The sequence below is a fragment of the Actinomycetospora sp. CA-084318 genome (genome assembly GCF_050955885.1).
Taxonomy (GTDB): Bacteria; Actinomycetota; Actinomycetes; order Mycobacteriales; family Pseudonocardiaceae; genus Actinomycetospora.
This window is the reverse complement of sequence record NZ_CP192098.1, coordinates 833,432-856,479: the sequence shown is the minus strand read 5'-3', so window position 1 is coordinate 856,479 and position 23,048 is coordinate 833,432. Positions and strand designations below refer to the sequence as shown.

25 protein-coding genes, 1 tRNA gene and 1 pseudogene are annotated in these 23,048 nt (G+C 71.1%); 19 read left to right on the top strand and 8 right to left on the bottom strand.

Features of this window, described 5'->3' with window-relative positions; translation table 11 throughout:
* Nucleotides 1-61 precede the first annotated feature (61 nt).
* Nucleotides 62-808 (bottom strand): hypothetical protein, encoded by a 747-nt coding sequence (locus ACQPYX_RS04205; protein WP_433801670.1) that lies wholly within the window; start codon nucleotides 806-808, stop codon nucleotides 62-64.
* 260 nt (nucleotides 809-1,068) lie between these two features.
* Here ACQPYX_RS04205 and ACQPYX_RS04200 point away from each other — a divergent pair, with 260 nt between their 5' ends.
* Both ACQPYX_RS04200 and ACQPYX_RS04195 read left to right on the top strand, forming a co-directional pair.
* Complete coding sequence (locus tag ACQPYX_RS04200) at nucleotides 1,069-1,695, top strand: TetR/AcrR family transcriptional regulator (RefSeq protein WP_433801669.1); 627 nt, start codon at nucleotides 1,069-1,071, stop codon at nucleotides 1,693-1,695.
* The gene (locus ACQPYX_RS04195; RefSeq protein WP_433801668.1) at nucleotides 1,692-2,858 is read left to right on the top strand and encodes an FAD-dependent monooxygenase; all 1,167 of its coding nucleotides are present in this window, start codon (nucleotides 1,692-1,694) and stop codon (nucleotides 2,856-2,858) included. The genes ACQPYX_RS04200 and ACQPYX_RS04195 overlap by 4 nt, the downstream gene beginning before the upstream one ends.
* Here the strand turns inward: ACQPYX_RS04195 and ACQPYX_RS04190 are convergent.
* From ACQPYX_RS04190 to ACQPYX_RS04180, 3 genes are all read right to left on the bottom strand, one after another.
* A complete protein-coding gene (locus ACQPYX_RS04190) occupies nucleotides 2,825-3,187 on the bottom strand; it encodes a nuclear transport factor 2 family protein (protein WP_433801667.1) in 363 nt (120 codons plus the stop codon). The genes ACQPYX_RS04195 and ACQPYX_RS04190 overlap by 34 nt on opposite strands.
* A gap of 112 nt (nucleotides 3,188-3,299) precedes the next feature.
* Nucleotides 3,300-3,782 (bottom strand): N-acetyltransferase family protein, encoded by a 483-nt coding sequence (locus tag ACQPYX_RS04185; protein WP_433801666.1) that lies wholly within the window; start codon nucleotides 3,780-3,782, stop codon nucleotides 3,300-3,302.
* A gap of 18 nt (nucleotides 3,783-3,800) precedes the next feature.
* Nucleotides 3,801-4,076: a hypothetical protein gene (locus ACQPYX_RS04180; RefSeq protein ID WP_433801665.1), complete on the bottom strand. Its 276-nt coding sequence runs from the start codon at nucleotides 4,074-4,076 to the stop codon at nucleotides 3,801-3,803.
* A 1,210-nt stretch (nucleotides 4,077-5,286) separates the two neighbouring features.
* On the opposite strand from ACQPYX_RS04180, the gene ACQPYX_RS04175 reads away from it, so the two are divergent.
* The 3 genes from ACQPYX_RS04175 to ACQPYX_RS04165 all read left to right on the top strand — a co-directional run bounded on the left by ACQPYX_RS04175 (nucleotide 5,287) and on the right by ACQPYX_RS04165 (nucleotide 8,168).
* On the top strand, nucleotides 5,287-6,312 hold the full coding sequence (locus tag ACQPYX_RS04175) for a rolling circle replication-associated protein (RefSeq protein ID WP_433801664.1): 1,026 nt from the start codon (nucleotides 5,287-5,289) through the stop codon (nucleotides 6,310-6,312).
* Nucleotides 6,313-6,429: 117 nt separating this feature from the next.
* Nucleotides 6,430-7,272, top strand: coding sequence for a TIGR04255 family protein (locus ACQPYX_RS04170; RefSeq protein WP_433801663.1), 843 nt, complete (start codon nucleotides 6,430-6,432; stop codon nucleotides 7,270-7,272).
* Nucleotides 7,273-7,775: 503 nt separating this feature from the next.
* Nucleotides 7,776-8,168 (top strand): hypothetical protein, encoded by a 393-nt coding sequence (locus ACQPYX_RS04165; RefSeq protein ID WP_433801662.1) that lies wholly within the window; start codon nucleotides 7,776-7,778, stop codon nucleotides 8,166-8,168.
* 101 nt (nucleotides 8,169-8,269) lie between these two features.
* On the opposite strand, the gene ACQPYX_RS04160 is transcribed toward ACQPYX_RS04165, so the two are convergent.
* Nucleotides 8,270-8,704 carry an NUDIX hydrolase gene (locus ACQPYX_RS04160; RefSeq protein ID WP_433801661.1) on the bottom strand — a complete coding sequence of 145 codons (435 nt, stop codon included), beginning with the start codon at nucleotides 8,702-8,704 and terminating at the stop codon, nucleotides 8,270-8,272.
* A 75-nt stretch (nucleotides 8,705-8,779) separates the two neighbouring features.
* Here ACQPYX_RS04160 and ACQPYX_RS04155 point away from each other — a divergent pair, with 75 nt between their 5' ends.
* The 8 genes from ACQPYX_RS04155 to ACQPYX_RS04120 all read left to right on the top strand — a co-directional run bounded on the left by ACQPYX_RS04155 (nucleotide 8,780) and on the right by ACQPYX_RS04120 (nucleotide 13,640).
* Nucleotides 8,780-9,556, top strand: coding sequence for a GntR family transcriptional regulator (locus ACQPYX_RS04155; protein ID WP_433801660.1), 777 nt, complete (start codon nucleotides 8,780-8,782; stop codon nucleotides 9,554-9,556).
* Between the two features lie 103 nt (nucleotides 9,557-9,659).
* Nucleotides 9,660-10,070 (top strand): hypothetical protein, encoded by a 411-nt coding sequence (locus tag ACQPYX_RS04150; RefSeq protein ID WP_433801659.1) that lies wholly within the window; start codon nucleotides 9,660-9,662, stop codon nucleotides 10,068-10,070.
* Nucleotides 10,067-10,426 (top strand): WhiB family transcriptional regulator, encoded by a 360-nt coding sequence (locus ACQPYX_RS04145; RefSeq protein WP_433801658.1) that lies wholly within the window; start codon nucleotides 10,067-10,069, stop codon nucleotides 10,424-10,426. The genes ACQPYX_RS04150 and ACQPYX_RS04145 overlap by 4 nt, the downstream gene beginning before the upstream one ends.
* On the top strand, nucleotides 10,423-11,661 hold the full coding sequence (locus ACQPYX_RS04140) for a hypothetical protein (RefSeq protein ID WP_433801657.1): 1,239 nt from the start codon (nucleotides 10,423-10,425) through the stop codon (nucleotides 11,659-11,661). The genes ACQPYX_RS04145 and ACQPYX_RS04140 overlap by 4 nt, the downstream gene beginning before the upstream one ends.
* Nucleotides 11,658-11,885 (top strand): hypothetical protein, encoded by a 228-nt coding sequence (locus tag ACQPYX_RS04135; protein WP_433801656.1) that lies wholly within the window; start codon nucleotides 11,658-11,660, stop codon nucleotides 11,883-11,885. The genes ACQPYX_RS04140 and ACQPYX_RS04135 overlap by 4 nt, the downstream gene beginning before the upstream one ends.
* Nucleotides 11,882-12,229, top strand: coding sequence for a hypothetical protein (locus ACQPYX_RS04130; protein ID WP_433801655.1), 348 nt, complete (start codon nucleotides 11,882-11,884; stop codon nucleotides 12,227-12,229). The genes ACQPYX_RS04135 and ACQPYX_RS04130 overlap by 4 nt, the downstream gene beginning before the upstream one ends.
* Before the next feature lie 2 nt (nucleotides 12,230-12,231).
* Nucleotides 12,232-12,414 (top strand): helix-turn-helix domain-containing protein, encoded by a 183-nt coding sequence (locus ACQPYX_RS04125; RefSeq protein ID WP_285597211.1) that lies wholly within the window; start codon nucleotides 12,232-12,234, stop codon nucleotides 12,412-12,414.
* Nucleotides 12,414-13,640, top strand: a complete 1,227-nt coding sequence (locus ACQPYX_RS04120; protein ID WP_433801654.1) for a tyrosine-type recombinase/integrase — start codon at nucleotides 12,414-12,416, stop codon at nucleotides 13,638-13,640. The genes ACQPYX_RS04125 and ACQPYX_RS04120 overlap by 1 nt, the downstream gene beginning before the upstream one ends.
* A 63-nt stretch (nucleotides 13,641-13,703) precedes the next feature.
* On the opposite strand, the gene ACQPYX_RS04115 is transcribed toward ACQPYX_RS04120, so the two are convergent.
* Nucleotides 13,704-13,779, bottom strand: a tRNA-Thr gene (locus ACQPYX_RS04115).
* Between the two features lie 215 nt (nucleotides 13,780-13,994).
* Here ACQPYX_RS04115 and ACQPYX_RS04110 point away from each other — a divergent pair.
* Nucleotides 13,995-15,434, top strand: coding sequence for a threonine/serine ThrE exporter family protein (locus ACQPYX_RS04110; protein ID WP_433801653.1), 1,440 nt, complete (start codon nucleotides 13,995-13,997; stop codon nucleotides 15,432-15,434).
* A gap of 100 nt (nucleotides 15,435-15,534) precedes the next feature.
* On the opposite strand, the gene ACQPYX_RS04105 is transcribed toward ACQPYX_RS04110, so the two are convergent.
* Entirely contained in the window at nucleotides 15,535-16,626 is a 1,092-nt protein-coding gene (locus tag ACQPYX_RS04105) for a LacI family DNA-binding transcriptional regulator (RefSeq protein WP_433801652.1), read from the bottom strand.
* Nucleotides 16,627-16,803: 177 nt separating this feature from the next.
* On the opposite strand from ACQPYX_RS04105, the gene ACQPYX_RS04100 reads away from it, so the two are divergent.
* From ACQPYX_RS04100 to ACQPYX_RS04090, 3 genes are read left to right on the top strand one after another with little or no spacing between them, the layout of a single operon-like run.
* Nucleotides 16,804-17,748 carry a metal ABC transporter solute-binding protein, Zn/Mn family gene (locus tag ACQPYX_RS04100; protein ID WP_433801651.1) on the top strand — a complete coding sequence of 315 codons (945 nt, stop codon included), beginning with the start codon at nucleotides 16,804-16,806 and terminating at the stop codon, nucleotides 17,746-17,748.
* Between the two features lie 11 nt (nucleotides 17,749-17,759).
* On the top strand, nucleotides 17,760-18,569 hold the full coding sequence (locus ACQPYX_RS04095) for a metal ABC transporter ATP-binding protein (RefSeq protein ID WP_433801650.1): 810 nt from the start codon (nucleotides 17,760-17,762) through the stop codon (nucleotides 18,567-18,569).
* Nucleotides 18,566-19,477 carry a metal ABC transporter permease gene (locus ACQPYX_RS04090; RefSeq protein WP_433801649.1) on the top strand — a complete coding sequence of 304 codons (912 nt, stop codon included), beginning with the start codon at nucleotides 18,566-18,568 and terminating at the stop codon, nucleotides 19,475-19,477. Before ACQPYX_RS04095 ends, ACQPYX_RS04090 begins: the two co-directional genes overlap by 4 nt.
* On the opposite strand, the pseudogene ACQPYX_RS04085 reads toward ACQPYX_RS04090, so the two are convergent.
* Nucleotides 19,447-20,280 (bottom strand): annotated as a pseudogene (locus tag ACQPYX_RS04085) (ATP-binding protein); the annotation flags it as partial. The gene ACQPYX_RS04090 and the pseudogene ACQPYX_RS04085 sit on opposite strands and share 31 nt — an antisense overlap.
* Before the next feature lie 76 nt (nucleotides 20,281-20,356).
* Between ACQPYX_RS04085 and ACQPYX_RS04080 the strand changes: the two are divergent.
* Both ACQPYX_RS04080 and ACQPYX_RS04075 read left to right on the top strand, forming a co-directional pair.
* Nucleotides 20,357-21,931 carry an adenylate/guanylate cyclase domain-containing protein gene (locus tag ACQPYX_RS04080; RefSeq protein WP_433801648.1) on the top strand — a complete coding sequence of 525 codons (1,575 nt, stop codon included), beginning with the start codon at nucleotides 20,357-20,359 and terminating at the stop codon, nucleotides 21,929-21,931.
* 209 nt (nucleotides 21,932-22,140) lie between these two features.
* The gene (locus ACQPYX_RS04075) at nucleotides 22,141-23,025 is read left to right on the top strand and encodes an alpha/beta fold hydrolase (protein ID WP_433801647.1); all 885 of its coding nucleotides are present in this window, start codon (nucleotides 22,141-22,143) and stop codon (nucleotides 23,023-23,025) included.
* Nucleotides 23,026-23,048: the final 23 nt, after the last annotated feature.

The following is a 23,048-nucleotide window of genomic DNA, read 5'->3' as shown; positions in this document are numbered from 1 at the left end:
CGACGACGAACGGGCCGCCCGTCACGGTGTCCCGTGACGAACGGCCCGCTCGTGGGCTCGACTACTTTGCGCAGGTGACCGAGGCGTTGGGGCCCTTGGCCGTGTTCTGCGCGACCTGGACGCCGTCCTCGCGGATCGTGCAGGTGATCGTGTCGGAGCGGCCGGGGTTGTCGAGGTCGGGGCTGAGGGTGGCCGTCATCGTCGGGCCCATGAGGCCGGAGACCTGCGCGTCGGCGCTCCACGGCGAGGCCGCGTCGGCCACCGAAGCCATCGCGAGGTTGTCGTTCTGCGACTGGCTGTAGGTGACGGTCACGTTCGTCTTCTTGGCGGTCGTGACCTCGTAGGTGACCTGGTGGACGGCCGCGCTCTGTTGCGCCACTGAATTGACACTGCCGACGAAGACGGCGGTGTAGAGAATGCACATGAACAGGGCGACGACGCCCAGGACGATGCCTGCGATCGACTTCCCGCGACCGCTGCGGGCCTTGCCGGACTTCAGGAGTCCGACGAGCGAGAGCACCAGCCCGATCGGCGCGAGCACCCAGGAGACGGTGCCGACGACGGGGATGAACGAGAGCACCGCGGCAATGATCCCGACGACGAGACCGGCGGTCGCGAGCCCGTTGGCCTGCGGCGGGAGCACCGGTGCGGGCCGCTGGGGCGGCACGAAGGCCTGCGGCTGCGGCGTCGGCACCTGCCGCTGGGGGGCGACGGCGCGCTGCACCGGGACCTGCGGGCGAGCGACCGGGGCGACCGCCTGCGGGATGCGGATCGGCGTCGTCAGCGCGTCGTCGAACGGCGACTCCACAGCCTGTCCGACGTGCCGACCGTGCCGCGAACCCGCAATTCCCTGCGTCATTTCCGTGCCCCCGATGTGTGCGCCGTTGTTGTCCCCCTTCTCGTGAATCAGCTCCGCGTCGTTACCGCGCGGCGATCGATTCGTGACGCGTCACCCTCTTGAGCTACTTTCGCCCGCACGTCGAGTCCGGACCCCGGCACTGTTCGTCGCATCCCGCACTCGACTCCGGAAACTTGTAGTGACTCCAAACTTCGTGTAGCACTAGCAGTGTGACTGGACTACGCGAGCGCAAGAAGGCCGAGACGCGGCAGCGCATCGCCGACGTCGCGGCCCATCTGTTCGCGACGCAGGGGTTCGACGCCGTCGCGATGACCGACGTCGCCCGCGCGGCCGACGTCTCCGACCAGACCGTCTACAACTACTTCCCGGCGAAGCACGACCTCGCCCTCGACCGCGCCGACGCCATCCGGCAGCGCCTCCACGATCTCGTCGTCGACCGGCCCACAGGCACGAGCCCCGCGAGCGCGCTGCAGGTCGTGGCGGCCGAGGACGTCGCGCGGGCCCGGGCGGACGACCTGGCCGAGCAGCGCGGACAGTTCTTCGCGCTCTGCGTCGACAGCCCCGTCGTCCGGCGCTTCGGGTTGGAGGTCCGCGACGGCCAGGTCGGCGCGATCCGCGACGCCCTCGCCGTCACGGACCCGTCGTTGCACCCGGGCCTCGCCCACGTGCACGCGGCCGCGCTGGTGGCCGTGTTGCAACTGGTCGGGGACGCGATCGGGGCCGCCGTCCTCCGCGGTGGCCGTCCCGACGACGCCCTCGAGGACACCGCCCGCGTCGCGTTCGCCGACCTCGACGCCCATTTCCACCAGCTCGTCCACCGAGAGGACCACCCATGACACGCGTCCTGATCAGCGGAGCGAGCATCGCCGGCCCCGCCCTCGGACTGTGGCTCGCGCGGTACGGGTTCGAGGTCACGATCGTCGAGCAGGCGCCGGCCGTCCGTCCCGGCGGGCAGGCCGTCGACTTCAAGGGCGAGACCCATCTGACGGTGCTGCGGCGGATGGGCCTTCTCGACGACGTCGAGCGCCTCGCCACCGGCGGTGGCGACGACGGGCGGATCGTCGACGCCGAGGGGCGGACGATCGGCATCACCCCGGCGGCGTTCAGCGGTGGCGACATCGAGATCCGCCGCGGCGACCTCGCGCAGCTGCTCGTCGAGCGCACCGCCTCGACCTGCCGCTACGTATTCGACGACACGATCACGGCCCTGCACGAGACCGCGGACGGTGTCGACGTGACGTTCCAGCGCTCCCCGTCGCAGACCTTCGACCTCGTCGTCGGCGCGGACGGCATCCACTCGACGGTCCGTCGTCTGGCGTTCGGTCCGGAGTCGGACTACGTGACCCACCTCGGCCACTACTACGCGCTGCTGGAGGTCGGCGGCGACCTCGTCGCGGGCGACGAGATGTACAACGAGCCCGGCCGCATGGCCGCGACCGGAGGGCCGAAGGCGCCGGCGTTCTTCGTCTTCCGGTCCGCCCCGCTCGGCATCGAGCGTGGTGACGTCGAGGCGCAGAAGCAGGCCCTGCGCGACGCGTATCGCGGCGCCGCGTGGAAGGTGCCGCAGCTGCTCGAGGCGCTCCCGCACGCCCGGGACTTCCATCTCGACTCGATCAGCCGTGTGCACGTCGACCGCTACTCGCGGGGACGGGTCGTCCTCGTGGGCGACGCGGCCTACGGGAACGCGCTCGGCGGCTTCGGCACGGGCCTGGCGATCGTCGGCGCGTACGTCCTCGCCGGGGAGCTCATGACGGCGGGTGGCGACTGGTCGCGCGCCTTCGCGGCGTACGACCGGAAGTTCCGCGGCTATGCGAAGGTCGCGGAGAAGGTCAATGCCGGCGCGCTGCTGGCGCCGTCGACCCGCACGCGCATCTGGTTGCGGAACACGCTCTTCTCGGTCGCGCCGCTGTTCAGCCGCGTGATGGCGCTGATGGACCGCTTCGCGACCGACATCGAGCTCGAGGACTACCCCTCCGCGTTCCCGAGCAGCGCCGTGTAGAGCCGCACGATCTTTCCGTTCGCGACGAGGCTCATGTCGACCCCGCGCACCATGGGCTCGCCGTCAGGCGGACCGAACGCCCACGGCGCGTGGATGAGGTCACCGAGCACGTGCGACGGGCCGGCGTGGGCGAAGACGAACCCGGGCGCGGAGTCGAGCAGGCCCTGGACCTTCTCGCTGATCGCCGCGTGTCCCGTGAGCGACCCCTCGACGTCGGTGAACACGATGGCATCGTCGTAGACCTCGGCCATGATCTGCAGCCGGGCCTCGGGGTCGCGCTCGTTGAACACGCGCAGGGTGGCGTCGACGAGGGTGTCGATGTCCGGCACGGGGCAGCTCCTGGTCGGGTCGGAGGCGCGCGAGGTTACTGCCGCCCCCGGCGCCCGTCGACGGATGATCACGACTTCGTGCGCGACACGCGCAAGCCCTGCTGCAACACGCTCACGACGTGTCGATCGTGCGGCCGGGCGCCTCGTACCGCCGCTGCACCGGACGTGTCCCGTCGGGCCACGTGAAGTCCGCCGGTCCGCGCTCGACGAGCGTCCATCCCAGTCGCTCGTAGAGCCGGATCGCTGCCGCCGACTCCTCGACCACGTCCAGTTCGAGACGCCTCAGGAGCTGCCCGGCCCGGCTCTCCGCCGCCGCGATCAGGGCTCCGGCCACCCCTCGTCCCTGAGCTCGGGGGACGACGAGGAGCCGGCTGATCGCAGCCCGTCCCCCGGCGAGACCGGCGAGCAGGACGTGACCCACCACGTCGTCGTCCGCAGTAGCGACCCACGCCGCGAGCTGCGTCGGCGGCATGAGCCAGGCGACCGGAGCCGCAGGCCAGACCATGGGATAGCGGTCGACCGCGTGCGTGCGCCGGAGCGCCTCGACGCAGGCCGGGAGATCCGCTGCCGTCCGGGGCCGAACGAGCGGGTCCACCGTGCCAGGTTATGTCGATCAACCCGCCGGGCGGCCGACCTCGAGGTTCCGGTGGGCGGAGATCACGGTGGCGAGGGTGTGGGCGTTGTCGGCCACGGTCTCGTTGCGCCGACCCGAGACCCGCTCCACGGCGCCGTCGAGCAGTTCGGCGACCCGGGCGAGGTCGAACAGGACGCCGCTCGCCCACTCCTGCGGATCGCGGCCGGGTGGGCAGAGATCGCGTCCGTGTTCCGTGACGTGCAACAGCTCCTCGACAGCGCGGCGGGCCGGGTTCGTTCCGTCTTCGGTCGACATCGCCCCCGTTTGTACGGACTTCGCCGCCCCTCCGCAGACCGGGAACGGTCGTGGCCCACCACCGCGGCTCCCAGCAGGAGGGCGGCGGGCCCGACGCGACCACACCCGTCGTCGGAAAGGGACTGCTGAGCTGGAGCCGGCGCGGGGAATCGAACCCCGGACCTTTCGCTTACAAGAGCCGTGCGGCTCGTCTAGAGGAGTCTCCTCGACAACGTCGCTCGGTGTGGTTCCGTTCGTCGGACGCTGCCGGACGGCCGTGAACGCCAGGCCGCCGCTACACGGCTGCTACACGGCACTTCTCCAGAGAACCGGCCTCGGGGTCTCTCCCTCGGCGGCGCGGGGTCGCCTAGGACAGGTCGATCGTGCCGGGGCAAGGGCCACCCCACCGGCACCACCGCTGCCTCTCCTCCAGAGCGTGGCCCTTGCGGCGGTGCGGGCGGGCTGTCAGACCCCGGGAGCGCCGACGAGGGAGAGACCTCGTCCCGACCACCACCGCACCCTCCGCCACCTGCTCGACGAGGCTGCTGCCTCTCCTGAGGTCGGTGCCCTGGTCCAGGGCGGAGCGCCTGGTCGCCGAAGGCCCGCGTTCCTTGTCCCGCTCCCCCGCCCGCTGACTCCGACCGTCGCCGTCTCGCTGCCCTGATCTTCAGGGCCGCAAGACGGCCCTTCGGCGTGCCCACCGCAGAACCCACCGGGTCCTGTGGCGATGCCGCACGCCCACTTCCGGTCAGCACGCGCGCGGGACGGCCTCCCCGAGAGGCCCGCCATGACGCACTCCTCCAGCTCGAGCAACCCGTCCACTACGCCATCGACCTCCGCGCACTTCGGGTTCCGGGCGTTGCCTGATCCGTGGCCCTCGTACAGCCCGTCGCCGCGTTCCTCTGCTGCGTCTGTGGCGGCCGTGGGAGGCGTGGCCGGCCCGCCGCAGCGGGTCGAAGACAGGAGCGCCCGGCGGAAGCCGGGCGCGTCCGACCCGGCCGCCGCCCCGGCGCCAGCCGAGGGCCGCGCGCCTGGGCTTGTTCTATGTGCCATATCGGGCCGCACCACCTCCGAGCAGCACGAAGAGACAGCATCGGCGCCGGACACGGTTGCTGGGCTGTGGTCGCCGTCGTTCCCCTCGCCGGAGCTCGTCGACGCTGCTGCCGCGATGCTCCCTGCCGTTCTGGAGGAGCCGGGCACCCTTGCGGAGGGTCCGCGGTGGGAGTTGACCGTGGGGCCGGGCATCTTCGCCGTGGCGTGCCGGGACTGGTCGAAGCGGGAGCGCACCGAGGAGCGGGCTCGCTCAGCGCGGGTGAAGGACGTGGACGCCGCGGTGGCCGCGTTCGTCGCCACCGGGGAGTGGCCGGAGCCGCCGACACCCCGGACGGCGATCACCTCCTGGTCGCGCAAGAGCAGGGCGAACATGGTGCGCCGTCTGTGCGAGCTGGACTACACGCCGCTCTACGAGGGCGGACGGCTCCCGGCGATGGTGACGCTGACCTACCCCGGCGACTGGCTCACCGTCGTCCCCACCGGCGCAGCGCTGAAGCGGCACATGAAGGCGCTGCGCAAGCGCTACGCCCGAGCGTGGGGCGAGGAATGGGCGTGCGTGTGGAAGCTGGAGTTCCAGCGCCGGGGCGCACCGCACCTCCACATGCTCTGCACCCCGCCGCACGGGACCTCCGCGACGACCGGGGAGCGGTTCGCGGTGTGGCTCTCCGCCGCGTGGGCTGACGTCGTGGCACACCCGGACCCCGAGCAGCGCCGCCGCCACGAGCTGGCCGGCACCGCCTTGGACTACGCCGAGGGCCTGCGGGCGACCGACCCGCGCCGGGTAGCGGCGTACTTCACCAAGCACGGACTGATGGCCGCGAAGGAGTACCAGCACGACGTCCCGACGGAGTGGTCCGAGCCCGGCACCGGACCCGGCCGCTTCTGGGGCGTCTGGACACTTCAGCGCGCCGTCCGCACCGTCCACGTCAGCGCCGAGGACGGCATCCGCGCCGGACGCATCGCCCGCCGGTGGGCGAAGGCACAGGGTCGCGTCCAGTCCCGCTGGGTCCAACGCGTCGAGCAGGCCACAGGCCGCGTCTGTTACCGCCGCAGCCGCTCACGCGTCCGCCTCATGAGCAATTGCAACCGCGGCTGGGTTGCCGTCACCAGCGGGCCAGCCTTCGCGGAAGGCCTATGCAGAGACTTGACGGGAAGCCGCGGAGGTCACGGCTCGATGAGCGCGTTGACGACTCGAACGGACTAGCCGACCCGGGTGAGACATCGCTCAACGTGAGTAGTTCTACCCAAGAGAGGGGGTATGACCACAGCCACAGTGACTACACTCGTCACTAACGAAGTTAGGCAAGCCTTGGGAGGGTTCATGGCAGCGGCCCAGCGTCCGCCCATCAGCGAGGTTGTTGTTTCGATCTCGTTCGATGCGCAGCCGCAGTCCACTGGGCCTCAGCTCGTCATGTCCTTGACAGACCTCGCGGCATCGTACCCGTCGCTCCAAGAACAGCCCCTTTACGAGATGCCTGTGGAACTTCCCCCCGAAGAGGAAATCCTCAAACCGGCGATTCCCGAGTTCAATTTTGCGGTTGGTCCAATGCGAATGGACCGGCGCTACTGGCTTAGCGCCAACGAGCCCGACCCATTCCTAATCCAAGTACAATCGAACTATTTTGCATTAAACTGGCGAGATCAAACTGGGCAGTTTGAGTACCCTGGCTTTGAGGCAATCGAAGCTGACTTCAGACGATATCTGTCGAAGTTTGAGCAGGCCATACTGGCTCGCGGAGGCGAACCTCTTCAGATCAAGCAGGTCGAAGTAACCTACATCAACACTCTCCGACCGGACGACACATGGCGGGACGTGAGTCAGTTGAAAGACGTCATACGCCTCAGCTACTCCGACCTGCCAAACTCCGAGCAAGTCAGCTTAGCCTACTCAACAATTGTCACCGGCGAAACAGGAGCTTTCTCAGGCAGGGTTCACACAGCCTTGCAGACTGGCTATCAGCCGGAGCATTCAGACCTTACTCCCCGCCCACTCACACGTGCTGACCTGATCCCGGTCGTAAATATATCTATCACAACTCGGTCGGCTCAGATTAAGGCGTCAAGCAACGAACTGGGCGCTCATCTCCAGCTTGCCCACGACTCGAACATCCAAGCTTTTCGATCGCTAGTCACCGATGCGGCGCTGCAGAACTGGGGGCTTTGATGACGGCTGTACTTGATGCGGGTCGCGCTCAGCGAACGAGAGCGTTTAAGTCGGCAGCGGGTTCCGCCAGCACCAGCCGGGACTTTCGCTTCACTAACGCCAACGTGTGGGAAGATTTTGTTAGCGGTTTGCTTCACAGTCACGTCCAGCAACGGCCGCCATCGTGGCTCGAATGGCTCGTAAATGTCGAGATTCCGCGTCGAGACCACGCTCGTTTGATTAATAAGTCCGCTATTCAGCGCCTGCTTCGTTTCAGTGCGGTTCTTCCAGAGAGCACCCCGCCCCCTTTCGTCGGAGTGGGCGACGACGCGACGGTGGGCCTGGAGTGGGACATCGACCAGGGGCACATCGAGCTTCAAGTCGGAAATGATGCGGCAGTCGACTCGGGGCTTGTAGAGTTGGACGATAAGCTGGTGGAGTTCCGCCTGGAAGACGCCATCCTCGAACCACTGGTCCGAGTCTTCTCCACGCTCCTTCGTAAGTAAGTTTAGGGCATCTCGGCCGTGCCGGTTCCCGACGAAATCCCGCCCGACTGCATCGCTTACCGCATGATAGAAAAGATCAACATTAAGCCGGACGGGACCCCTAACAGCGACTCCTTTACTGACATGGGTCCCACATCTGACACCTATTACATGTCTATCTACCTGCGGGATCAGCTCCTCGACGAGGGTTGGACCGTACAGGGATTGAAGGCAGAATGGGAGGGCTACGAAGCTTTCGAGATCACAGTAGGTGAGCTGCGCGAACACGGCGAGCTAGTGTGGCGGGCTCCCATGGGGAAAATTCCGGGACACGCCGCGGTGAAACGACCCCAGAATGCAGAACGGACACGTGGCCAAAAGCGAAAGCTAGCAAAGACGTTTCGACTGGCCACCGAGGAACCCGAAGCATAGAGTCGTCCGCGTGATGGTGCAGTTCGTCATGCAACACCACTGTTGGACCGCGCGAGTCTCGCGGCGACGCGTGCCAGCCGTATCCAGATATCTGAGATACTCTAGCCGTTCGAACCCAGCATCCTCTTCCCGTCATGCACCCGAACCTCGACTGCACTGCGAAAAGCGTCTTCGACCCTGACCGAGTACGCCGGATCCATTTTCGACCGAACTTCCTCAAGCGTCGCCCAAAACAGATCCTCTGTTTCGTCTGACGGTCTCAGCGTGCCTCCGATCTGCCGCGCACGGAACACGATGGAAATAATCCCGCGCGACATGTTCTTATATACTCCGGTGAGTCTTTCGATCTCCACCTCTGCGCCCGTCTCTTCCAGCACCTCGCGACGCGCGCCTTCCTCCGGCTCCTCCTCAACCTCCAGAACGCCACCCGGCGGCTCCCAGTGGCCGTTGTCGCGGCGCTGAATGACGAGGACGCGGTCCTGGTCGTCGACCACGATGCCGGCGACGCTCACTGAGTGCTTGGGCGTGTCTGCCACTGTCGCCTCCTGACGGTTGATGACGTTCGGTAGCGTTCAGCAGCGATCGTAGATGTCCAGTCGTCTGGAGGAGCCGTGCAGCTCGGGGCCATCGACCGTGCGAGCGATCGGCCGCCCTACCGGCAGATCGCCGACCAGCTCCGCGACCTGATCGACCGCGGCACCCTCGTGGCTGGCGACAAGCTGCCGAGCGAGGCAGAGCTGATCGAGCACTACGGCGTTGCCCGGATGACGGTCAGGCAGGCCGTCCAGGAGCTGCGCAACGAGGGCCGGGTCGTGGCCGAGCACGGCAAGGGCACGTTCGTTCGACAGCCGGTCCAGGTCCGTCGGCTAGCTTCGAAGCGGTTCGCCCGGCGTCACCGGGAAGCCGGCCTCGCGGCGTTCAGCGTGGAGGCGCAGAAGACCGGCTTTACGCCCAACGTCGACCAGCTGGAGATCGCCACCGGCCCTGCCGCACCTGAGATTCGGGACCGGCTGCGCTTGGACGATGACGAGGAGGTCGTGAGCCGGTCCCGGCGCTACCTCGCCGACGGGCAGCCGGTCGAGACCGCCGTGTCCTACCTCCCGGCCTCCGTCGCCGCCGGCTCGCGCATCGTCGAGACGGACACTGGCCCCGGCGGCATCTACGCCCGCCTGGAGGACATGGGCTTCGAGCTGGACCACTTCACCGAGGAAGTCTCGGCCCGGATGCCCACCGCTGAGGAGCGACGCCGGCTGCAGCTCACGGACGGCGTGCCGGTGGTCGTGCTCGTGCGTACCGCCTACGACACGACCGGCCGTCCGCTGGAGGTCTGCGACACCCTCAAGGCAGCCCCCGCGTACGTCTTGGAATACGAGGTCCCGGCGCGCTGAGCAGACGGGGTCACGGCTCCACAACACTCGGCCACACTCCTCTAGACGACTAAGCCGAAGCTGCTAGGGTTGACTTGTCTAGAGGAGCAACCGAGGAGAGTCCGTGATTCAGAACTTCGCCATCGACCAGGCCGCGACCTTCGAGTCGCTGCTGTTCCTGTCCTGCGAGCCCAAGACCGCCTTCGGGGACTCGTTCCGGCAGGAGACCACCAAGGACGGCCTGCCCAAGTGGGAGGCCCAGCTCGTCGCCCGCTTCCGCCAGTTCGGCCGGGCCACCAACGAGATCATCAAGGTCGGCCTCGTCTCCGAGCGCGCGCCCGGCTCCGACCTCGCCCCCGCCACCCCGGTCGAGCTCGTCGGCTTCGAGATCGGCGTGATGGACAAGAAGGACCGCAACGGCAACGTCACCGGCGCCCAGGTCTGGTATCGCTGCCAGGAGGTTCGCTCCACCGCCTCCACGGCGCCGCGTTCGCGCGCCGGGCAGGGCTCGACGTCCGAGGCGGCGGCGTCATGACCTGGCAGCAGGACGCCGCGTGCCGCGACGCCGACCCCGAGGTGTTCTTTCCACCCTCGGACGACGACACGTCGGTGATCGTGGCCCGCCACCGCATCGCCGTCGCCCCGATCTGCTCGGCCTGCCCGGTGGCTACCGAGTGCCTGCGGTGGGCGCTGGACTCCGGGCAGGACCACGGCCTGTGGGCCGCGACCACGCCCACCGACCGGCGCATGATCCGCCGGGCCCGCGTGGCTGGCGTCCCGGACCCGGTCGCCGATCACGAGCCGATGTGTTCGGCGTGCTCGCTGCTGTTCCCGATGCCGGTCATCGATGGCGATATCTGCTCTAGGTGTCTAGGTAAGGAGGCGGTATGACGGCGACGGGCCACACGCCTGTGCTGCGGGAGCCGGTGCGGTGGTACACCGGCGGCCCTGGCGGAGCGCGGCGTCTGATCAACCGCCTCCGGGCTCGGGCCGCCGAACAACAGCGCCTCGCCGCGCTTGCGATACTCGAGGCGGACATGCGGGGCCAGTGGCGCGAGGCGTGCGCCGGAGTCGGGCTGTGCCAGCTCATCGACAACGCCGCCGGGATGACTGTCCGCACCCCGCGCTTCGGTGGGCTGCGGGTCGGGCCGGCGGAAACGTCGTTCACCGTCGAGCTGATGCCAGGCGGCGAACCCACCGACATCGAGGCCCACGCCCTGCGCCTCGCCCACTCTCTCGGCTTCGCCGGACTCCGCGTCACCCCGATCGGCGGGCGATGGGTGCGGGTCGTGCTGTTCGAGGTCGACCCACTCGCCTCGACCTTCGCGCTCCCGCACGATGTGGTGGGTCGGGCGTCTGCGCCGATCCTGCTCGGCCGCCGCGAGGACGGCGCCCTCGTCGACCACGCCCTCGCGCTTCCCGGGCACATCGCGGTGCAGGGGCAGAACGGGTCCGGAAAGTCCCAGCTTTCCTACGGCCTGCTCGCCCAGCTCGCCGCCGCCGGGGACGTCGTCATCGCGGGCTCGGACATCACCGGCCTGCTGCTCGGCCGCGCCTGGGATGGCACCGCCCACCGGGCCTGGCAGGTCACCGGCTCGAAGGACCTCCCCGCGCACGCCGCGCACCTCGACCGGCTCGTGGGGTGGATGGACGACCGTCTCGACACCATGCCGCCCCGCGTCGACAACATCGCCCCAACGGTCCAGACACCGCTGGTGCTCGTCGTCCTGGAGGAGTTCCCCGGCCTGCTCCGCGCCGCCCAGGCCAAGGACCGCAAGCTCGCCGAGCGCATCACCTCCGCCGTCCTCCGGCTGCTGTCCGAGGGGCGCAAGGCCGCGTTCCGGGTGCTGATGCTCGCGCAGCGGTTCGAGGCCAACGCCGTCGGTGGCGGCTACGCCCGTGACCAGTTCGCCGTCCGGCTCTCGTTCCGCGTCCCCGCCGAGTCGCTGGCGATGCTGCACGGCGACGACGCCCGCCGCCTGGGCCCGGAGCACGCCAACACCGCGCCCGGTATCGCGTACTTGTCGGCCCCGGGCCAGGACTGCGTCCGGCTCCGCGCGCCCTACCTCGGCGGCTACGGCGCCTACTGCGACCGCATCGCCCGCGACGGCCGGAGAGCGGCATGAGCCCGCTCGCCCTGGTCCTCATCGCCGCGCTCGTCACCGCCCTGCTCGCCAAGAGCCACAAGGCCGGCCCCGCCGTCCTGGCAGGCGTCGTCACCGTCTGCCTGCTCTTCGCCGCCATCCCCGCCCTCGGCCCCGCCGTCACCAGTAGCACCGCCGAGTTCGCCCGCCAGCTCGGCGACGCCTCCGAGCGCGCCGCCACCGTCCCGCAGGAGGCCAGGCAATGAGCATCGCCGAGCACGTCGACGAGGCCGCCGAACAGCTCCGTGCGGCCAACCACGCCACCCACCACAGCCCCCTCGATGGATCCTCCGCCGCCGTCGTCGTCGGGAACCTCCGCGAGCTGGTCGCCCGGCTCCCCCAGCTCCTCGACCACCGCCGCCGCTCCGCCCGACGCGCGGACTTCGCCGCGCACTACGACGACCGCCCCGGCGTCCCGGTCGTGCGCACCTTCGGGTTCGCGATGGACCGCCTCGACGACTCCCGCCACCTCGCCGACGCGCTGCACGACCAGCTCGCCGCTGCACACAACGACCTCGGCCACATCGGCCGCCGCCTCGTGGAGGACTGACCATGGACGCGCTGCTGTTCACCGCCGAGGAAGCCGCGGAGCTGCTCAAGATCAGCCGGTGCAAGGTCTACGACCTGCTCCGCAACCACGACCTCCGGTCGGTCAAGATCGGCGGTTCCCGCCGCATCCCGCGCTCGGCGCTGGAGGAGTACGTCGCCCGGCTCCTCGACTCCGAGGTGGCCTGATGGCCGGTGAGAAGCGAACCCGGCGTGCAAACGGCGAGGGCTCGATCTACCAGCGGTCCAGCGACGGCAAGTGGGTCGGGAGCGCGTACGTCTACACCTCGTCCGGCCAGATCAAGCGACGTCCGGTGTACGGGTCGAGCTTCGACGAGGTGCGCTCCAAGCTCGACGAACTCAAGGTCAACTCCGCCAACGGTGTGCCCGTCCCCGATCGCGCGTACACCGTCGCGCAGTGGTTCGAGCGCTGGCTGGTCGCCGTCCGAGAGGAGCGCCGCCCGACGACCTACGTCGGCTACGAGAACGCCGTCCGCCTCTACATCGCGCCCGGCCTGGGCAAGAAGGCGCTCCGCCGGCTCAACGCCGCCGACGTGCGCGCGTTCATGGCCGGGGTGCGCGAGCGGTGCCTCTGCTGCGCGCGGGGCTACGACCTCCGCCGCCCCAAGGAGGACCGGCGCTGCTGCGCGGTCGGCAGGTGTTGCCACCGCCGGCCCTCGCAGCGGCAGGTCCAGTACGTGCACGCCGTGCTCCGCAACGGTCTCGCTGCCGCCGAGCGCGAGGAGCTGGTCAGCCGCAACGTCGCGAAGCTGGTCAAGGTCTCGGTGCCGCGTTACAAGGTCGGCAAGGGCCTCACCGTCGACCAGGCGCACAAGCTCCTCGACGCGGCCAGGGACCGGCGGCTCTATGCGCTCTACGTGGTCGCCGCGACGCTCGGCCTGCGGCACGGCGAGCTGCTCGGGCTGCGCTGGCAGGACATCGACGAGGAGCGGGCGGCCGTCACGATCGCCCAGACCGTGCAGCGGGCAGACGGTCGGCTCTACATCGCCGAGGCCAAGACGGAGGCATCCGAGGCGACGATCCCGCTGCCCAAGGTGACCCGGCGCGTCCTCGAGGAGCACCGCCGTCGTCAGGACGAGGAACGGGACAAGGCCGGCGATGTCTGGCAGGAGCACGACCTCGTGTTCGCCTCGACCATCGGCACGCCCACCGAACCGCGCAACCTCGGCCGCGACTTCGAGAAGGTCCGCGAGCTGGCCGGCCTCCCCGGTGTCCGGCTGCACGACCTCCGGCACACGGTCGTCAGCCTGCTCCTGGGCCTCGGGACGCCGCCGCACGTCGTCCAGGCGATCGCCCGGCACGCCCACATCGACGTGACCATGTCGATCTACGCGCACACCAACCTCGACGCCATGCGCCAGGCGCTCGACGCGATCGAGTGGAGGGAGCTGTGAACGCCATCGCTACACGCGCTGCTACACCGGCACCGACCCGGCGTCGAGAAGGGGCTGCTGAGCTGGAGCCGGCGCGGGGAATCGAACCCCGGACCTTTCGCTTACAAGGCGAGTGCTCTGCCGATTGAGCTACGCCGGCACTGGGGCACCATCGTAGGCGAGGCCCGGCTCACACCGCCGGTCGCCCGGTCAGACGACAACGGGGCCCCCGCGCCCGCGTCCCACGAGGTGCCAGCGATGAGGATTCCCGGCCTCGGGCCGCGTGACCACCACGCACCCGAACCGGACGAACAGGAAGTGGAGAGTCAGCCCGTGGGGGTGGCAGAGCGCGCACGTGGATCCATCCGGAGACACGTGCCGATCCCGACCGCCGAGGACCTGCGACGCCGTGCGGCGCTGGACGCGCCGACCGTCCGGGAGAACCTCCTGCCGGCGATCACCGGGCCGCAGGTCGCCGACGACACCCTGGTGCTGCGCGTGCTCGACCTCGCGCTGCGCATCGGGGAGGTCCAGCTCGCGACCGGTGCCGGTGCGGCCGCGGCGCACGACACGATGCTCGCCATCGCCGGCGCCTACGGCCTCCCGACCTGCGACGTCGACATCGCCTTCTCGACGATCACCATGTGCTGCCACCGCGGTGTCGAGGCCGGGCCGGTCACGACGATGCGCAACGTCCGCTACCGCACGCAGGACTACACGCGCCTCGCCACGGTCGACGCCCTGATCAAGGACATCGTCGACACCGACACCCCGGTCTCGTCGTCCGAGGCGCTCACCCGGCTCTCGGCCGCCGTCGCCGCCAACCACCCCTACCCGCGCTGGGTCGCCGGGTTCTCCCGCTCGGTGTTCGCGAGCGCCGTCGCCGTGCTGATCGGCGGCGGGCCCGGCGTCGCGCTGGCCGCCTTCGTCCTGACCGGCGTCGTCTGGGGCCTCGCCCGGGTGCTCGGCCGCAACGGCGTCCCGATGTTCTTCCAGCAGGTCCTCGGCGGGGCCCTCGTCACGACGACCGCCCTGGTCCTCGCCTCGAGCGGCATCCTGCTCGACTCCCCCGCGCTCGTCGTCGCGACCGGCCTGATCGTGCTGCTCTCCGGCCTCTCACTGGTCGGGCTCGTGCAGGACGCCATCACCGGCTTCCCGCTCACGGCGGCGGGCCGGGCCGTGGAGGTCGTGCTCGCGTCGGCCGGGCTGCTGGTCGGCGTCGTCGTGTCCATCAAGGTCATCGGTGAGATCGGGGGCGACGCGGTGTTCTCCCTCGCGCAGACCCTCCCGAACCTGACTCCGCAGCCCGACGTCATGTCCCTCATCGCGGCCGCGGCCGCCGGCGTCTTCTTCGCGCTCTCCGCGTACGCGCCGCCGCTGTCGCTGCCGGTGGCCGGCGCGGCGGGAGCGCTCGCGTGGGCGCTCTACGCGTACGGCTTCGGGACGATCGGGCTCGGCCAGGTCATCGCCAGCGCCGCCGCGGCGGCCGCCCTCGGCCTGATCGCCATGCTGATGCCCGCCCGTGCCCAGATGCCGCCGCTCGTGCTCGTGATCGCCGGCATCACCCCGCTGCTGCCCGGTCTGCTGCTCTACCGCGGCTTCTCGCAGATCGCGACCGTCGGCGACCCCGGCAACGTCCAGCTCAGCAACGGCAGCCTCACCAGCGGCGCCGTGACGATCCTGCTCGCCCTCACCGTGAGCCTCGGCATCGCCGCCGGGGTCTCGTTCGGCGAGCAGATCGGCTGGCCGCTCTCCCGCCTCTGGCGCCGGCGGGGCCCGTCCGCGCCGCGCCGGTCGCGCCCGCGGATCTTCTAGGCCCTTCCCGACGACGGGTGCCGCATCCGTCGTCGGGAAAGTGGCTTTCCTGCCACTGGACGCCAGCAACGACGCTTTGCTGCCACCCAACGGGAAGGTGCTACGACGCGGGCGGACCCGACGTCGCGCGGACCATGAGCTCGGTCGGCAGGAGCAGGGTGCGCGAGCGCTGGCGGTCGCCCCGGTCGAGCAGGAGCTCCCCGGCGGCGCGGCCCTTGTCCAGCGAGGGCTGGCGGACCGTGGTGAGCCCGTTCCGCTCGGCGGCGGGGACACCGTCGAACCCGGTGACGGTGAGCTCGCCGGGGACGTCGCGGCCCGCGGCCCGGGCGGCGCGCAGGGCGCCGAGAGCCAGGATGTCCGAGGTGCACACCACGGCGGTGACCTCGGGGTGCTTCTCCATCAGCTGCTCGAAGGCGTTGGCGCCCGCGGCCTCGGTGTGGTCGAAGCGCTCGACGACGGGCACGGTCGACCAGTCGACGCCGGCGGCGGTGAACCCGTCGCGCAGGCCCGCCAGGCGTCGGCGCTGCACCTCGTAGCGGGCGGAGTCCTGCCGCCCGACGGAGGCGAACCCGTCGTTGCGGTCGAGCGACAGGCGCATGCACAGCACCCCGACCCGGCGGTGCCCGAGCCCGGCGAGGTGCTCGGCGAGCTCGACCATGGCGGCCTGGTCGTCGATGCCGACGCGGTCGACGTCGGGGACGTCCGTCGGCTGGTCGCACACCACCACCGGCACGGGGCGCTCGAGGACGGCGGCGAAGTGCTCGTCGTCGTCGGGCATCGAGTAGACGACGAAGCCGTCGACGCCCGCCCGCGCGACCGCACCCACGTCCTCGGCCTCCGGGCTCACCGGCACCAGCAGCAGACCCGAGCCGTTGTCCTCGCAGGCCAGTGCGAGGCCCTCGAGGAACTGGATGGCCACCGGGTCGCGGAACGCGTAGGACAGCGCCTCGGTGAGCAGCAGACCCACCGCGCCCGCCTTGCGGGTGCGCAGCGAGCGCGCCACCGGGTCCGGACCGGGGTAGCCGAGCCGGCGGGCGGTGTCGAGCACCCGGCGCCGCAGCGCCGGGGAGAGCTGATCCGGGCGGTTGTAGGCGTTGGAGACCGTCGTCCGGGACACCCCGAGCTCGGCGGCCAGTGAGGCCAGCGTCGCCGTGCGCCGCGTGGACCTCCGCCCCTCGAGTGCCTCTGCCACCTGCGCAACGTAGCGACTGTTTCGATCTAGGGCCACCGCTCGGACCCGGTTCACGGCTCTTCCGTGTCACGGATGCCACCCCGACCACCCTCGTCACCGATAACGGCAACGGTTATCGTTTGCCTCCTCGCCCCGGTCGGGCGACCGCAACCGTTTGCGCCCCCGAGGAGCCGCCCCATGCCCGTCGTCCGCCGCGCCGTCCTCGCCGCGGGCGGTGCCGTCACCGCCCTCGCGCTCGTCGCAGGCTGCGGGAGCTCCGGCACCCCCGCCGCCCCGGCCTCCTCCGCCGCCCCGTCGTCCGCCGCCCCCGGTGGCACCCTCACCGTCGTCGCCACCACCAACGTGTGGGGCGCCGTCGCGAAGGCCGTCGCCGGTCCGGACGCCGACGTGAAGGCCATCATCAGCGACCCGGCGGGCGACCCGCACTCCTACGAGAGCACCCCGGCCGACGCCGCCGCGATCACCTCGAGCGACATCACCATCGCCAACGGCGGCGGCTACGACGACTTCGCGGAGAAGATCGCCGACGCCGACCCGGCCGCGAAGGCCAAGATGATCACCGCGTTCGACCTGCGCCCCGACAAGGCCGACGAGAACGAGCACGTCTGGTTCGACCCGACCACCGTGAAGGCCGTCGCCGACCAGATCGCGCAGCGGCTCTCCCAGGCCGAGCCCACCCAGGCCGCCGGTCTGGCGCAGCGCGCCCAGGCCTTCACCGCCCGGGTCGACCAGATCGCGCAGCAGACCGCCGCCATCGGGGCCGCCCGGCCGGGCACGAAGGTCATCTCCACCGAGCCCATCGCCCACTACCTGCTCGAGACCGCGGGCATCGCCGACGTGACCCCGCCGGACTTCGTCGAGGCCATCGAGAACGAGACCGACCCGTCCGCGGCGTCCCTCGTCGAGGTGCGCAACGCCCTGACCGCACGCCAGGCGAACGCGCTGGTGTTCAATCCGCAGACGGAGACCCCGGTCGTCGCGGGCCTGCGCGACACCGCCAACGCCGCGCAGGTCCCGGTCGTCGAGGTCACCGAGACGCTGCCCGCCGGCGTCACCGACTACCTGCAGTGGGTGGACTCCACGCGCGCGGCCCTGGCCCGCGCGGTGGGCGCTCCCGCCTAGGAGGAACTGGCATGAATCCGGCCGTCGAGCTGTCCGGCGCCGAGCTGCGCCGGGGTCCCCGGACCCTGTGGTCCGGCCTGGACCTGCAGGTGGAACCCGGCGAGTTCGTCGCCGTGCTCGGGCCCAACGGCTCGGGCAAGACGACGCTGCTGCAGGTCCTGCTCGGGCTGCTCGACCTCTCGGCGGGCTCCGTCGCGATCCACGGGTCGCCGCCCCGACGCGGGAACCCGACGGTCGGCTACATCCCCCAGCAGCGCGCGCTCGACCCGCTGACCCCGCTGCGCGGGCGCGACCTCGTCGGGCTGGGCCTCGACGGGCACCGCTGGGGCCCCGGCCTCGGCGGCCGGGCCCGTCGTCGGGAACGGGTGCACGAGGCCCTCGCACAGGTGGACGCGCTGGAGTACTCCGACGCGCCGGTCGGCTCGCTCTCCGGCGGGGAACAGCAGCGCCTGCGCGTGGCGCAGGCACTGGTGGGCGACCCGGCGCTGCTGCTGGCCGACGAACCGCTGCTCTCGCTCGACCTGGCGCGCCAGCGGATGGTGGTCGACCTCGTCGACCGGCGCCGCCGCGAGCACGACACGGCCGTCGTGTTCGTGACCCACGAGCTCAACCCGGTGCTGCCCGTCGTCGACCGGATCCTCTACCTCGTCGACGGGGAGTTCCGGATCGGGACGCCCGACGAGGTGATGACCTCCGAGAACCTCTCCGAGCTCTACCGCACGGAGGTGGAGGTCGTGCGGGTGCGCGGCCGGATCGTCGTGGTCGGCGCGGAGGAGTCGCCGCTGCACTGCGAGGAGCCGGTCGAGGTGGGCGCCCGGTGAGCACCCTGGAGCTCCTGCAGCTCGACTTCGTCCGCGACGCCCTGATCGCCGGTGGCGTGCTCGCCCTGCTCGCGGGCCTGCTCGGGCCGCTGATCGTCGGGCGCGGCATGGCGTTCGCGGTGCACGGCACCTCGGAGCTGTCGTTCGCCGGCGGGGCCGGCGCGTTGCTGCTCTTCGGGGCGGGCGCCGTCGGGTGGGGCGCCCTGGTCGGGGCGATCCTCGTCGCGCTGGTGTTCGGCGCCCTCGGCCTCGCCGCCCACGAACGCGACTCCGTGATCGGCGTCCTGCTCTCGTTCGGGCTCGGGCTCGGCGTGCTGTTCCAGTCGCTCTACACCGGACGCTCGGCCAACAAGTTCGGCCTGCTCGTCGGGCAGATCGTCGGGATCGACACGGGTGACCTGATCTCGCTGTCGATCACCGGCCTCGTCGTCGTCGGGGTGCTGGCCCTGACCTACCGGCCGCTGCTGTTCGCCTCGCTCGACCCGACGATGGCCGCCGCCCGCGGCGTCCCGGTCCGCGCCCTCTCCGTCGCCTTCGCGGTGCTGCTCGGCGCGACGACGGCCCTGGGCGTCCAGATCGTCGGCGCGCTGCTGGTGCTCTCGCTGCTCATCACGCCCGCAGCGGCCGCCGCGCGGGTGACCGCCTCGCCGCTGCTGGCCACCGTGCTGGCGGTGCTGTTCGCCGAGGTCGCGGTGCTCGGCGGGATCGTGCTGTCCCTCGCGCCCGGGCTGCCGATCAGCCCGTTCGTCGCCGGGATCGCGTTCGTGACCTACCTGATCTGCCGGGTGGTCGGCTCCGTGCGCACCAGGCGCCGCGCCAGCCGCACCGTGGTGCCCTCCGGGCCCGACGCCACGTCGACCTCGTCGCAGAGCGCCCTGGCCAACCAGAGCCCGCGCCCGCGGTCCTGATCGACCGGCGGGGGCACCACGCCGGGGAACGGGTCGGCGATCCGGCCCGCGTCCGCGACCTGGCAGATCACCTCGTCGCCCGCGGTCCACGTCCACACGGTGCCCGTCCCGCCCCCGTGCTCCACGGCGTTCGTGGCCACCTCGCTGCAGGAGTAGACGAGGTCCTCGGCGCCGTCGTCGTCGAGCCCGGAGCCGGCGACGACGGCCGCGAGCTCGCGCCGCAGCGTCCCGAGGTCTCGTTCGTCGAACCGCCAGCTCCGCGCGGACCCCGGCGCCGGGGCGACCGCGGGGGCGGCGAGCCCCCGCACGACGTCGGCCGGGGTTCGGTAGCCGGGGTTGCGGTGCGGCTCGGCCATCACCCCGACCTCGGGGTGGCACTGCGTGTAGGCCGGGGCGCCGGTGCGGTACGCGCACCAGAGCGTGGCCGGCAGGGCCTGGAGCGCGGCGTCGACCGCCGCCTCCAGCCGGAGCCAGTAGTCGTCCGACCGGCCCAGCGTCGGCTGGTGCTGGGTGATCAGCAGGCTCGCTGCGCCCGCCTGGGCGGCGTGGGAGGCGAACGTGGCGATCTTCGCCGCGATCTGGAACGCGTCGGTGCGCGCGGGGCGGGTCACGTCGAGGAAGCGGACGGCGTCGGCGGCGGCCCCGAGGGCGGCGCTCAGCGCATCCATGGTGGCGTTCTCGAGGGCCACGGTGACCGCGCGGCCACCGTCGAGCGCCTCCGCCACGGACGGGGCCAGGGCCGCGCCCAGCGCCGCGGAGTCGGTGTAGGCGATCCCGCGGTGCACGAGAGCGGGCACCGGCATGTCGGCATGGTAGCGATCACCCGTCCGGGAGACCGTTCGGCGGAGCCCTGTCCGCCGGCATCGCTAGGGTCCGCGCATGACGGACGGTCGGTCGGAGCGGGGGCTCAGCGCGTTCACGCGGCTCGCGCTCGTCCTCGTGGTGGTGCTGCCGAACGTCATCGGGGCCGGCGTGGTGCTCGTACTCGCCGCCTGGGTGCTGCCCACCGAGGCGCTCTCCGAGGACCCGGACGCGCTCGTACGCAACCTGATCGTCTTCGGGCCCTACCTGGTCGTCGCCGTGCTCGTCGGCGCGTGGTGGGGCCATCGGCGGATGCGGGTGCCCGCGCTGCCGGCCGACGCCGACGACGAGGCCCGCGAGCGGCACTTCCTGCGGCTGCGGCGCGTGGTCCTGCGGGGTCCGCTGCGGCTGGCGACGGTGCAGTCCGTCCTGTGGGTCGTCGCGGCCGTGCTGTTCGTGCTGCTCAACGTCTTCGCGTCCGGGCGCATCGGGTTCCAGGTCGGGGCGACGGTGGTGCTCGGCGGCATCGCGACGGTGTCGATCACCTACCGGCTGGTGGAGGTCGTGCTGCGCGGCGCCGCGCGGCAAGTGCTCACCGCGCGCCCGCCGTCGGGGTCGGTGCTGCCGGGTGTGCTGATGCGCACGCTCGGGGGCTGGCTGTTCGGCACGGCGACGCCGCTGCTGGGCGTGCTGCTCGCCGGCGTCGCGGCGCTGACGATCGGCGGGTACACCCTCGAGCGGCTCGCCATCGTGGTGGTGGTGCTCGGTGGGGTGGCGTTGGTGCTGGGCGGGGCGGTGATCACCCTGACCGCCCTGTCCACCGCCGCCCCCGTCCTCGCCGTGCGCCGGGCCTTGAAGAAGGTCGAACGCGGCGACTACGACGTCGACGTCCCCGTCTTCGACACCACCGAACTCGGCCTGCTCCAGGCCGGGTTCAACACCATGGTCTCCGGCCTGCGCGAACGCGAACGCGTCCGCGACCTGTTCGGCCGCCAGGTCGGCGAGGACGTCGCCCGCCACGCCCTGGAGAACGACGTCGAACTCGGCGGCGAGGTCCGCGAGGTCGCCGTGCTGTTCGTCGACCTCGTCGGGTCGACCACCCTGGCCGCCACCCGACCCCCGCACGAGGTCGTGGAGCTGCTCAACTCCTTCTTCGCCGTCGTCATCGACGTCGTCGAGCACCACGGCGGGTGGATCAACAAGTTCGAGGGCGACGCCTCCCTGGCCGTGTTCGGCGCCCCCACCGACATGACCGACGCCGCGGGCTGCGCGCTGGCCGCCGGGCGGGTGATGGCCGCCCGACTGGCCGAGGAGGTGTTCCCCGGCTCCACCGAACTCGGCGCCGGCATCGGCATCTCCGCCGGCGAGGCGGTCGCCGGGAACATCGGCGACCGACGCCGCTACGAGTACACCGTGATCGGCGACCCGGTGAACGAGGCCGCCCGCCTGTGTGACCTGGCCAAGGACGTCGACGGCGGCGTCGTCGGCTCCGGCGCCGCGCTGGAGCGCGCCGGTGACGAAGCCTCACGGTGGACCTGCATCGGCTCCCGCACCCTGCGCGGCCGCACCACCGAGACCGAGCTGCACGCCCCGACCCGTCTGGCGGGGCGCTCGGCGAACGGTGACGCCTCGGTGGCGCACGAACCGGCCTGACGGTTCGTAGCAAGATCCTGTTCTGCGGAGCGATGTGCGAGCTGAGCGAGCACATCGCGCGGCTCGTCACGATCTTGCCCCACGGCACCGACGCTGCCGCCCGCTGCCGCCCGCCCGCTCCCGAGCGAAAGGCCCCCTCGCTCAATAGATTCGCCGATGGGCGCCCCTCGACAGGGCACCGGACCACACCGTCGTCGCGAAGGAGCGCCATGACCCAGCTGCCGGACCCGTTCACCTACCGGCGCGTGGATGCCGACGGGGTCGGGATCAACGTGGCGGTCGGCGGTTCCGGGAGCCCCGTGCTGCTACTGCACGGCTACCCGCAGACCCACCTGATGTGGCGCGACGTGGCCCCGGAGCTGGCGCGCGAGCACACCGTGGTGGTGCCCGACCTGCGTGGTTACGGCGCGTCGGACAAACCCACCCCCGACGCCGAGGCCCGCACCTACGGCAAGCGCGCCATGGCGGCCGACCAGGTCGCGGTGATGCGGGAGCTCGGCTTCGACCGGTTCGACCTGGTGGGCCACGACCGCGGCGCCCGGGTGTCGCACCGGCTCGCCCTCGACCACCCGCAGGCCGTCGAGCGCCTGGCGGTGCTCGACATCGTGCCCACCCGCCACGTGTACGCGAACGTCGACCGCGCGCTCGCGTTCGGCTACTTCCACTGGTTCTTCCTGGCCACCGGCGGGGACGTCCCCGAGACCCTGCTGCGCGGCGCCCCGGAGTTCTGGATCCGCACGATGGTCGAGCGGCTGCTGGCACCCGGCGTCACGATCGCGCCGGAGGTCATGGACCACTACGTCGCGGCCTTCTCCGACCCGGCCACCATCGCCGCCACCACCGCGGACTACAAGGCGGGCGCCGGCATCGACCTCACCGACGACGAGGAGACGTGGAACGCCGGGCAGCGCATCGAGTGCCCCACGCTCGTGCTGTGGGGCGAGCACGGGTTCGTCGGGAAGAACTACGACCCGCTCGCCGTGTGGGGCGAGTACGCCACGGACGTGAGCGGCCGGGCGATGCCGAGCGGCCACTTCATTCCCGAGGAGGCGCCGGCCGAGACGTTGGCGGAGCTGCGGAGGTGGCTGGCCTGATGCGAGCGAGCGGCACTGTCGCA